Origin of the sequence: Paenibacillus sp. FSL K6-2441, assembly GCF_037964765.1 — a bacterium.
Taxonomy (GTDB): domain Bacteria; phylum Bacillota; class Bacilli; order Paenibacillales; family Paenibacillaceae; genus Fontibacillus; species Fontibacillus phoenicis.
Map to the genome: position 1 here is coordinate 461,320 of NZ_CP150174.1, position 11,837 is coordinate 473,156.

Below are 11,837 nucleotides of genomic sequence, written 5' to 3' on the forward strand. Positions count from 1 at the left end.
ATTCCTTCAGCTCCGGGGTACATTGGGGTTACAACCGATTCAACCAATGAAGGGGAGGATTTGAGATGAACGTTCAACAGCGGGAGGCGTCTCCAAAGGCTGCGGTTCGAGTCTGGGAAGAAGATAAGCTGATCCCGACGTATGGGGTTGGAGAGCCGGACAAGAACCCGATGTTTTTGGAAAAACGCGTATATCAAGGCAGCTCCGGACGGGTATATCCCTATCCGGTCATCGATAAGATTTACGATGAGAAGCGGGAGGTCAGCTATCGGCTGGCGATTTTGGAAAATGAGTACGTGCGGATCGAAATCATGCCGGAACTCGGCGGACGGATCTACCGTGCGCTCGACAAGACGAACAACTACGATTTCGTTTATTGCAACCGCGTGATCAAACCAGCGCTAGTTGGCCTGGCCGGGCCGTGGATTTCCGGCGGCATCGAGTTCAACTGGCCGCAGCATCACCGGCCGAACACTTTTGGCCCGGTTGAGTACCGGCTGGAGCAGGGAGAGGACGGCAGCGCCACCGTTTGGGTCAGCGAAATTGACCGCATGTATGGCACGAAGATGACCGCCGGGTTTACACTGTACCCAGGCAAGGCGTATCTGGAGATATCCGCGCAGCTGTACAACCGGACGCCGGAGCCGCAAACGTTCCTGTGGTGGGCTAACCCGGCCGTGGCGGTAAATGATCATACGCAGTCCGTGTTTCCGCCGGACGTTACCGCCGTATTCGATCATGGCAAGCGCGACGTCTCACGGTTTCCGATTGCCACCGGCACGTACTACAAGATGGATTATTCGGAGGGCGTAGATATTTCTCGTTACAAAAACATCCCGGTCCCCACGTCCTACATGGCTTACAAATCCGACTTCAACTTCGTCGGCGGGTACGATCACGGCGTGCAAGCCGGCCTGCTGCATGTCGCCAATCACCACATTTCCCCGGGGAAGAAGCAATGGACTTGGGGGAACGGCGAATTTGGTCAGGCTTGGGACCGCAACCTGACGGACGAGGATGGCCCGTACATCGAGCTGATGACCGGGGTGTATACCGACAACCAGCCGGACTTCACCTGGCTCCAGCCGTATGAGGAGAAGTCGTTTAAGCAGTATTTTATGCCTTACAAGGACATCGGTGTTGTAAAAAATGCTTCCATCGAAGCGGCCGTTAACCTCGAAGTCGACGAGACGGCGCGGACGGCAACGGTGCTGGCGTATGCGACCTCCGATTATGCAGGGGCGGTTGTGGAGCTCAAAGGCGCACGCCGGACCTACGTATCCGACACCGTGCGGCTGTCGCCGGTTTCGACCTACAAAACCGTTGTCCCTTTGGATGAAGGCGACCAGCCTCATGACTTGCTTGTGACGGTGCGCGACAGTGAAGGGCGGCTGCTGATTTCGTATCGCCCGGCCAAGCCGTCGATTGAACAGGTGCCGGAAGCCGCCAAGCCGCTGCCGAAGCCGCAGGAGCTGAAGACAAACGAGCAGCTGTATCTGGCCGGTCTGCATCTGGAGCAGTATCGCCATGCTACGTTTGAGCCAGAGGCGTATTATTTGGAAGGCCTGAAGCGGGACGCCAGCGATATCCGCATCAACGTCGCTTATGGCACGTTGCTGCTGCGACGGGGCCGGTTTGCCGAGGCGGAGGCGCATTTCCGCACAGCGGTGAAGTCGCTGACCTGGCGCAACCCGAACCCGTACGACAGCGAAGCGCTGTACCAGCTTGGGTTGGCGCTGCAGCTGCAAGGGCGGGACGAAGAGGCGTTCGCCGCCTTCTACAAAGCCGTCTGGTCCGCCGCCTGGCAGGACAGCGGCTACTATTCACTAGCCGCGATTGCCTGCGGCCGCGGCGAATATGCGGAAGCGCTCGAGCTGGCCACGCGCTCGCTGATCCGAAACAGCCGCAACTATAAGGCGCGGCATTTGAAGGCGGCGCTGCTGCGGAAGCTCGGTCGGCCGGCGGAAGCGCTCGCCTACACGGGCGAGACGCTGGCGCTTGACCCGGCCGACTTCGGCGCCGCCAACGAGCGCTGGGCCGCGCTGCGCGCCTTGGGCGATGCGGCTGAGGCGGACGCGGTCTTGGCCGAGCTCCAGCGGTTGATGCGCGGTGACGCGCACAACGCCCTGCAGCTGGCCGCGGATTACCTCGGCTTCGGCCTGTATGACGAAGCCGTGCAGGTGCTGCAGCGGATCGTGCCGGACGCAGACACGCCGGCTTACCCGATGCTGCACTACACCTTGGCCTATGCGCATGAGCGGGCCGGCCGCAGCGAACTGGCCGCGCGTCATCGGCAGGCAGGCGCCGCCGCGCCGGCGGACTACTGCTTCCCGAACAGCCTGACGGATCTGCTCGTGCTGCAAAGCGCGATCGAGGCGAACCCGGGCGATGCGAAGGCGCATTATTACCTCGGCAACTGGATGTATGACAAAAAACGCCCGGACGAAGCGATCGCTCACTGGGAGGCGTCCCGGAAGGTAGACCCCGGGTTCCCGACCGTGCACCGCAATTTGGCGCTGGCTTATTACAATAAGCGCCAGGATGCCGACGCGGCGCGGGAAGCGCTGGAGACAGCGTTCGCACTGAACCCGGAAGATGCCCGCGTGTTTTACGAGCTGGATCAGCTCTATAAGAAGCTGGGCCGTCCGGCGGCGGAGCGGTTTGCGGCGCTGGAACGCCATCTTGCTCTCGTGGAGAAGCGCGACGATTTGTATTTAGAGTACGTCACGCTGCTAAATACGCTGAACCGCCACGACGAAGCTTTGCGGGCGCTGGAGGCCCGGAAGTTCCACCCTTGGGAAGGCGGCGAAGGCAAAGTGACCGGGCAGTACCGGTTCGCCCTCGTCGAGCTTGGGAAGCAAGCGCTGGCGGCCGGGAACGCCGAGCAGGCGATCGAGCTGCTGGAGCGTGCGCTCGTTTACCCGGAGAATCTCGGGGAAGGCAAGCTCACCGGAGCGCAGGAGAACGACATCCTGTATTACCTGGGCTGCGCGTACGAGGGGCTGGGCCGGCTTGAGGAAGCAACACCGTATTGGCAGGCCGCCTCGCAAGGGCTGGAGGAGCCGGCCGGCGCGATGTACTATAATGATCAGCCGCCGGAGATGATTTTTTATCAAGGGCTGGCTTGGCGGAAGTTAGGCGTGGAGAAGGAAGCGAAACGCCGGTTCAATAAGCTGGTGGACTATGCCGAGAAGCATTTGTTTGATGAGGTGGAATTTGACTATTTTGCCGTATCCCTCCCGGACTTTCTCGTGTTCGAGGACGACTTGAACCGGCGCAACGTCATCCACTGCCGCTTCATGCGGGGACTGGGGAAACTGGGCCTTGGCCGGCCGGAAGAAGCCGCCGAGCAGTTCGATGAGGTGCTGGCCCTAGAGCCAAGCCATCAGGGGGCGATGATCCATCGGCGGATGTGCCGAGGTAAGCAGACGTAGAAGTAGTAGATGTAGTAGATATAGAAGTAGTAGATATAGAAGTAGTAGATGTTGCAGTAAACGTAGGAGTAGAAGTAAAAGTAAATGTAAATGTGATGTAGAAGGAGATATTGAAGTGGACGTAGAGGTAGACGTTGATGTGGGCATTAAGTAGGATTTGCAGAGGCACTTCAGTCGCTCTTCAGTGGCTCTGCGCTAACGCTTGCCACAACGCTTATTTGACTTAAAATGGCGGTTTTTATTTCCTAACGCTGATCAGCGTGCTTATGGGGGCGATTGAGCCCCCTTTTTACTCTAAAATGAGCAAATAAGGTGTCTGGTAAGCGTTAGATCCAACCCCCCCTTTTTTTTGCGCGAATAGTGTCGGTCACAAGCGTTAGACGATCCTGCCCCCGCGTGGTAAGAGGGCAACCAGTTGCAAGAGGGCAAACTAGCTGTGGAAAGTGGACGCGAATTACGAATCACGAATAACAAATCACGCAACGCACATCGCAAGTAACAAATAACAAGCCACAAGCCCCAAGTAACAAATCACAACTAACAAGTAACAAATCACAAGTAACAAATCACAAGTAACAAGTAACCAATTACCAGTCAGCAGTCAAACTAATCGCAAGTAACAAATCCCGAATCACAATTCTCAAGCGAAGCAAGTCACCAGTAACAAATCAACGTTTTTACCTTGCAGCGATCCGGTTGGAGGAGGAGTAGGCGAATGAACCAATGGCGAAAGACGGCGGTGGAAGGCTGGGAAGCTTGGATAGGGGAGACCGACAGGATAGCGGTGACCGTTGTTCCGGAGCTGGGCAGCAAGGCTGTTTCGCTGCAGAATCGCAAGACGGGGCGAGAATGGCTGTGGCGGAGCGATAAACCATTGGGGAACGAAGGCTATGGCACGTTCTTTGCCTCCGGCGACGAGAGCGGCTGGGACGAAATGTTCCCGGCCATCAACGCCGGTGCTTATCCGCAGGCGCCTTGGCAAGGCCGGGCGATCCCCGATCACGGAGAGGTGTGGTCCCGGGCTTGGGAGCATCAGGCCACAAGCTCGGCCCTGACCTGTCGCATCGGCGGCGTGCAATTTCCCTATGTCCTGAAGAAAACGTATACGTTCCCGGCCGTAGACACACTTCGTATCGATTACGCCGTGACGAACCTGTCGGGTGCCCCGTTTTCCTTTCTGTGGGCGGCCCATCCCTTGCTGCAGGTACGGGAAGGCATGAAGCTGCATGTTCCGGCCGATTTAACGAACATCGAGGTCTCCTATTCCGCGGAAGGAAGGCTAGGTGCATTTGGCGACAAGCAGTCTTGGCCGCTGGCGCGCAGAGCAGCCGGAGGGCCGGTTGACCTGAGCACCGTGGAACCCAACGCTGGACGATTCGCGGAGAAATATTATTTCTCCGGCCGGCTCAGCACCGGGTACGCCGGCATCAGCGACCCGGCGACCGGCGAGGCGCTGATGTTCCACTTCCCAGCCGACCGAGTGCCGTATTTGGCCGTCTGGGCCAACTACGGCGGTTTCGGCGGCAACTATCACGTTGCCCTGGAACCGGCCACAGGCCGCATGGACGAACTCGCCCATGCTGTCCGCGAAGGGGAAGCCGCCGTTGTTCCGGCTTGCGGCGTGTATCGTTGGCATTTGGACATTAGCATGAAGTAATTAAGAAATTTTTTAGACTATATTCAGGACCGCAGGGGGAGCCTATATGATCAAACGTCTGTTCATGAACCAAAGTATCCGCGCCAAAATCGTCTGGAGCACCGTGTTGATATCACTTGTCCCCTTGCTGGTCCTGTCCTATCTCTTTTACCAGAACAGCACACGCTCCTTGGAGCAAGCGATGGTGCGCAGCTCAGACCAGAATGCGGAGTACTTATCCGATTACCTGAACGAGTATTTTCGCAGCTTCTCTACATCCGCCCTTCAGGTCTACGGTTTTAAGCGGGTCATCGACCTCATGGAATACGGCACCAATTACAACGTCGCCGACATCATCGACGTCCGGGAATCGCTGGCCAGCTATTACCGGCTGGCGGTGAGCAACAATGCGGACATCATCAAAATCATGGTGTACGGCAGCGATAATACGCTGCGGGACAGCTGGTCCCGTGCCGACAGTTACAACGCGATCGCCCTGAACCAGACTACGCCCCATTATGGTGACATTGTAAAGCTGCCGTTTCAACATTCCCTCATGTTTACGTATCAGGATCCCGCGATCAAGCAGGATCTTTTTGTCTATGCGTTGCCAATTTATGACCCGTTTTACCGCGAGAAATTCGGGACGTTGTTGTTCTATTGTGCTGGGCAAAGACCTGGCCAAGAAAGTCGAAACCTACAACCGGGCCCCGAACGTGATCGTGCTGCAAAACGGCAAGGGAGAAGCCTTCTATCGAACGAACCCGAATTACGACGCCGAGATCCAGCCGTATCGGCTTCCCGACGAGCTCAGCGACAGCAACGAACAGGTACTCCAGTTCACGGAGGGCCGGGAACTATTAATCAGTACATCCCCCTTGGACCATGGGAACATTGGGCTGAGTATCGTATATCCCAGCACCGAACTTGCCCATAACCGGAAAACCACGCTGAGCATTACAATCGCCGCACTTGCCCTGGTAATGCTGGTGATTGCGGCATTTTCCCTGTTGGCTCAGCAGTTCATCACAAGGCCGATTCAATATCTCGGAAAGGCGATGAAGGCCGTACGCAAGGGGAATTTCGACGTTGTCCTGCCTACGAATCGCTGGCATGATGACCTGTCCGAGCTTACCGCAAGCTTTAACTTCATGACCCGGACGATTCAGGAATTGATCGAGAAGGAGTACAAGCTGCAGCTGCGCAACAAGGAAGCGCAGTTCTTGGCCTTGCAGATGCAAATCAACCCGCATTTTCTCTACAACACGCTGCAGACGATCGGCGGCAAGGCGGTGCTGGCCGGGGATTATGAAATCCATGAGATGTGCCGGGCCTTGGGGGATATCTTCCGCTACAGCTTTTATGAGGGGAACATGGAATCGACGATTGGGGCCGAGCTGGCCCATCTAAACAATTACTTGTACATTCAGCAGTTCCGGTTCGAGGAATCCCTAAAAACCCGATTTGACGTGCAATCCGAGTTGATGGACGCCCCCATCATCCGTTTCGTGCTGCAGCCGATTCTCGAAAATATCATGGTGCATGCTTTGGGCAAAGATAGACGGAGTGCGGTTCAGATCGAGGTATCCGCGCAACGGGAAGACGGCCATATCCGGATTTCCATTTCCGACGACGGTCCCGGCATGGAACCGGACAAGCTGAAGGCCCTGCGGGCAGTCTTAGCTCGCCCCGCTTCCAAGGTGTTCTCAGGGGTATCCATCGGTCTTCGGAATGTCCATGAGCGGATCCGCCTCTTTTACGGACCCCCTTACGGTCTTGAAATTGACAGCAGCCTGGGGAAGGGGACGACGGTAAGCTTAACGATTCCTTATCCTGCAGATGTTGAACAACCTCTAAGAACAGGGGGAGACAAATGATGTATAAAGTCATGGTCGTAGATGACGAGACGCTGGGGCGTAAATCCATACGTAAAATGATCAGTGAGCTGTCGCTGGACGTCGAAGTGATTGCTGAGGCCCAAAACGGGGAAGAGGCGCTGGAGCTGATCGAAATCAGCAAGCCGCACATTGTGGTCACGGATATGAATATGCCGGTCATGGACGGTCAGCGTTTTTTGGAGGCGCTGCACGACCGGTTTGGTGATATTCGGGTCATCGTCATCAGCGGGTATTCGCAATTCGAGTATTTGAAGGCGGCGATCCGCTATCAGGCGTGTGAGTATTTGCTTAAGCCGGTATCTGTCCCGGAGCTGCGCGAATCGATGGTACAGGCCATCGAGGCGATCCGACGATACATGAGCCTGCAGCAGCAACAGAGGGAAACGCGGGAAATGCGACGGATGAAGCGCGGGGCTTTCCTGAAAAATGTAACGGTGCAGCGTATCACCAATCGGGCAGATATCCTGCAGCAGGCAAGAGAGCTGCAGATGGACGCTGGCATCCGCTATCGGCTGGTCCTGATCCGGTTTCGCCAATTTTCCGAGGTGGCCCGAACTAACTTCCATGGGAATGCCGAGCTGCTCATGTTCAGCATCGATAATATTTTGCGCGAAATTCTTGGCGACGATCAAATCCCCGCGTTTATCTCGGAGGATGGCATGGGGTATTGCCTGATTGTACCGGCAAGCTCCATCGAAGGGCAAGCCTTCGCAGCAGCTGAGGCAGGAGGCGACTCCGTAAGGTTCGAATGGCTGGAAGCCCTTCACGAAGCCGTTCAGCGCACGCTTAGGCTGGAGGTGCTGGCCGGGGTCAGCGGCTTATGCGAAGGGTTCGCGGAGCTGCCCGAAGCGTATCGTACCGCCGAGCGTACGCTTTTACGTCTAACGTTGCATGGGTCGGGGTTGACCGTGTCTCTGGCTGATAATCCGGAACAGCCGCGAAAAACCGAGGCCTTGCCGTCGTTTGTCGCGCAGGAGATCCGTCAGGCCTTTGCTTCCGGCAATGCCAAGGATCTTCGCAGGCTGCTGGACGAATACCAGGCGAGGGTGGACCGATCCGTCGACATCACGATCAGCCAGGTTCATCGAGAACTTGCCATCATCCGGGAGGCGGCGGTGTCGGAGATGAGAGGCATCGCTGCGGCGCATCCGCCCTTATATGATGCCGCCGCCATTACTGAAGTTACCGATCCCGCCGAGCTTCGCCGGCTTTTAGCCGGATGGGCGGATGCGGCCGAGGAGTATGGGGCGGACCGTCGCGAAACGGACTCCTCACAGCTGATCTGGCACATCGTCGACTACCTGGACGCTCATTACTTTGAGGACATCAGCTTGATTGATGTGGCAACCCGGTTCCACTTGGATCCCAGCTATCTCAGCAAGCTGTTCAAATCGGTAACTTCTGAGAACTTCATTGAGTACGTGACGCGCAAACGGATCGAGAAGGCCTGTGAGCTGCTTCGTTCCTCCGAACGAAAAATCAGTGAAATCTCCGAATTGATTGGATACGAAAACCAGCGTTATTTTAGTCAGGTGTTCAAAAAAAGCACCGGGCAAACCCCCTCCGAATACCGTGAAGCCCAACAATCGGGTAAAGCCGGAAACCCAAAAAATTGAACATCAGACGCACAATATATTTTATTCCGGCGCAAGCAGTGGACCGATACGATAAAAGCAGGACGAAGGGCATCGGGGCAAAAATGCGGATGCTGGCAGCGCGGCCATTCGCTCCGACTTTAATGTTATACACGAGGGGGAAGAAAATTGAAAAAGTGGATGTCGATCAGTCTCAGCATATTGATGTTAAGTTTTTTGCTCGCGGCTTGCGGCGGAGGGAATAACTCGGCTTCATCAACCGCGGAGAACGGCAGCGGAACTACGAACGCCGCTCAAGGTTCCGGCAACTCGACAGATTCCGGTGAGCCGGTGACGATCAAATTTATGCACTTCAAGAGCGATTTCACCGATCAGATTAACCAAATCGTGGAACAGTTTGAAAGTCAAAACCCAAATATCAAAGTCGAAGTGCAACCGGTAAAATACGATGACTACTATACTTTGCTGAAAACGAAGCTGGCAGGCGGGGACATCATCGACGTGTTTACCCTGAACGCCGGATTCAACACCCAGTTGTTTGCCGACGGCGGTTACTTGATGGATTTAACCGGTCAACCGTTCCTAAGCAACTTCGACGAGAATGTGGTGAAAGGCCAAGCGACGGACGGGAAAAATTACATCATGCCGCTGAACGCCAACCCGATCGCCGTGTTCTACAATAAAAAGATTTTCCGCGACCTCGGTCTTGAGGTACCCAGAACTTGGGATGCGATGATCGCCGCTGCGGAGAAAATCAAAGCTGCGGGCAAAACGCCGTTCGCTTTGGGGTGGAAGGATGCTTGGACGCTAACAATGTGGGATACCCGCGACATGCCAAGCAATTCGGCGCTGATCGGCCAACCGGACTTCTTCGAGAAGATCGAAACCGGCGAAGCCAAATTCGCCGATAATCCGGCTGTAAAAACGACGATGGAGCACGCGCTCAAGCTGTATGAGCTGGGCAACAAGGACCAGCTTGGCGTCGACTACAACGGGGCCGTGGATCTTTTTGCCAAAGGGGATGTCGGCATGATGTATATGGGTACTTGGCCGCTGCCGGACATCGAGAAGAAGAATCCGGAGCTGTACAACAATGACCTCGGCTACTTCCCGTACCCGTTCAGCAATGATGAGAATGCCAACAAGCTGGATTTCAACGCGGATGCTTCGCTGGCGATCGGCAGTAAGACGAAACATAAGGAAGCCGCTTTAAAATTCCTGGAGTTCATGAGCAGCAAGGAAGGCGGGGACGCCTGGGTGGAGAACATCAAATCGCTTAGCTACGTGAAGGGTACGTCGACGGATATCGCGCCGGCATTAAAAGACCTGCAACCGTACTTCGATAACGGTCAAACCTACGACTCCCAGCTCTATTTGGCAAAAACGACGATCGACTGGCGCTCCCAGTTCGACCAAAATCTGCAGAAATTGTTCTTTAACAAAACGACGATGGATCAAATCTTAGCCGATATGGACGATTGGGTTAGCAAAAACCACAAATAGAGCGAACTTCACGGAAGGCATGGGCGGGGGCCTGTGCCTTTCGTTGGTTTAGGAGAGGGTGAACCGATGGGAACTTTAAAACGCATGGCAAAAAATGAAATGTGGTACGTCTTGTTTATGCTGCCGGGGATCGCGCTGTTCGTGCTGGCGGTCGTGATTCCGCTGGTGATGGGTGCCCGGTATTCGTTCACGAATTGGGACGGGGTATCCGATTCCTTTGCTTCCGTAGGCTTTGAGAATTACGTGCAAGCGTTTGGCGATCCAAGCTTTTGGGATGCGCTGTGGAACACGTTTAAATATGCGATCATCCTAACGATTCTAGTAAACATCCTATCCCTGCTGTTAGCGTTGGTGCTGGATACCTTCCTGCCATTGCGCAACCTGTTTCGGACGGTCTTTTTCCTGCCAAGCGTCATCTCGATCGTGCTGGCGGGCTTCGTTTGGAGCTATAACTACAGCACGGGAATTCCGAACCTGCTCAGTCATCTGGGTCTGGAGGTGTCCAGTCCGCTGGGCAATCCGGATTACGCCCTGTTTGGCTTGATCCTGATCGCTTTGTGGCAGGGCGTCGGCTCTCCCATGATTATTTACATCGCCGGCCTGCAGGGCATACTGGGGGAACTGTTCGAAAGCGCCCGCATCGATGGAGCGGGAACCTGGAAAACGTTCCGGCATATCACACTGCCCTTGCTGGCGCCTTCCGTGACGATCAACCTGCTGCTGGTGCTCACCGGCTCGCTGAAAGTGTTTGACCTCGTTTACGTCACGACAAACGGAGGTCCCGGTTTTGCGACGGAAGTGATGTCCACTTACATCTACCGGACGTCGTTCGCCTCATTTAAGGGGGGATATGGAATGGCGCTGTCGATGATGTTTTTCCTGATACTCGTCCTCGTGACGGTCGCGCAGATGTCCATTTCCAGAAGACGGGAGGTCGAGCTGTAATGAAAGCGAACAAAGTTATCACATTCCTCCTGTTTTTGGTGCTGGCGCTCGTCTTTCTTTTCCCTCTGTATGTGGCTCTGTTGATGTCGTTTAAAACGGCGAAGCAAACGTTCGATAACTTCTACGCCTTGCCTTCCAGTCTCGATTTCGCCAATTACGTCCATGCCTGGGAGACATCGAAATTTCCTTTAGCGATTATGAACAGCCTGATCGTCACGGGGGTTTCCGTCGTACTGATCGTGCTGGTATCTGCGTTAGCCGGCTATTCCATTGCGAGAAGGAATAAGCCGTTTTACAACATCATGTTCATGGTGTTTCTGTCCGGCATGATGATTCCGTTCCAGGTCACCATGCTGCCGTTGTACAAACTCGGCAAAACCCTTGAGATGCTGAACACGCATTGGGGGATCATTCTCATCTACGGCGGGTTCGGAATTCAGACGGGCGTGCTGTTCTACGCTGCGTTCATCCGCCAAATTTCCCGCGAGATCGAGGAGGCGGCCAAAATCGACGGCTGCAGTACGCCGGGCATTTTTGCCCGAATTATTATCCCGTTGCTCAAACCGGTGACGGCGACGGTTGTCGTCTTAAACGCCTTGTACATCTGGAACGACTTCCTGCTGCCGCTATTGTATTTGCAGGATAACCAGTACCGTACGATCCCGTTGCAGCAGTATTTCTTCTTCGGACAATACAGCAGTGACTTGAACCTGGCGTTTGCTTATGCCGTCATGGGCATGATTCCGGTCATCGCGTTCTTCCTGCTGATGCAGAAGTTTATCATTAAAGGGATCGCGGCTGGCGCGGTCAAAGGCTGAGGTTACGG

Annotated in this window: 8 protein-coding genes; all 8 read left to right on the top strand. The window is 55.2% G+C overall.

The window, feature by feature from the left end:
• Nucleotides 1-65 precede the first annotated feature (65 nt).
• The 8 genes from NSQ80_RS01970 to NSQ80_RS02005 all read left to right on the top strand — a co-directional run bounded on the left by NSQ80_RS01970 (nt 66) and on the right by NSQ80_RS02005 (nt 11,829).
• Complete coding sequence (locus NSQ80_RS01970) at nt 66-3,434, top strand: DUF5107 domain-containing protein (RefSeq protein WP_323078712.1); 3,369 nt, start codon at nt 66-68, stop codon at nt 3,432-3,434.
• A gap of 715 nt (nt 3,435-4,149) precedes the next feature.
• Nucleotides 4,150-5,091 (top strand): hypothetical protein, encoded by a 942-nt coding sequence (locus tag NSQ80_RS01975; RefSeq protein ID WP_339301136.1) that lies wholly within the window; start codon nt 4,150-4,152, stop codon nt 5,089-5,091.
• 46 nt (nt 5,092-5,137) lie between these two features.
• Nucleotides 5,138-6,007, top strand: a complete 870-nt coding sequence (locus tag NSQ80_RS01980) for a hypothetical protein (RefSeq protein ID WP_339301138.1) — start codon at nt 5,138-5,140, stop codon at nt 6,005-6,007.
• Nucleotides 5,949-6,947: a sensor histidine kinase gene (locus NSQ80_RS01985; protein WP_323078718.1), complete on the top strand. Its 999-nt coding sequence runs from the start codon at nt 5,949-5,951 to the stop codon at nt 6,945-6,947. Before NSQ80_RS01980 ends, NSQ80_RS01985 begins: the two co-directional genes overlap by 59 nt.
• The gene (locus NSQ80_RS01990; protein WP_339301140.1) at nt 6,944-8,584 is read left to right on the top strand and encodes a response regulator; all 1,641 of its coding nucleotides are present in this window, start codon (nt 6,944-6,946) and stop codon (nt 8,582-8,584) included. The genes NSQ80_RS01985 and NSQ80_RS01990 overlap by 4 nt, the downstream gene beginning before the upstream one ends.
• A gap of 147 nt (nt 8,585-8,731) precedes the next feature.
• The gene (locus NSQ80_RS01995) at nt 8,732-10,066 is read left to right on the top strand and encodes an extracellular solute-binding protein (RefSeq protein WP_009223850.1); all 1,335 of its coding nucleotides are present in this window, start codon (nt 8,732-8,734) and stop codon (nt 10,064-10,066) included.
• A 66-nt stretch (nt 10,067-10,132) separates the two neighbouring features.
• Nucleotides 10,133-11,011 carry a sugar ABC transporter permease gene (locus NSQ80_RS02000; RefSeq protein WP_339301143.1) on the top strand — a complete coding sequence of 293 codons (879 nt, stop codon included), beginning with the start codon at nt 10,133-10,135 and terminating at the stop codon, nt 11,009-11,011.
• Nucleotides 11,011-11,829 carry a carbohydrate ABC transporter permease gene (locus NSQ80_RS02005; protein ID WP_260070075.1) on the top strand — a complete coding sequence of 273 codons (819 nt, stop codon included), beginning with the start codon at nt 11,011-11,013 and terminating at the stop codon, nt 11,827-11,829. The genes NSQ80_RS02000 and NSQ80_RS02005 overlap by 1 nt, the downstream gene beginning before the upstream one ends.
• Nucleotides 11,830-11,837 lie beyond the last annotated feature (8 nt).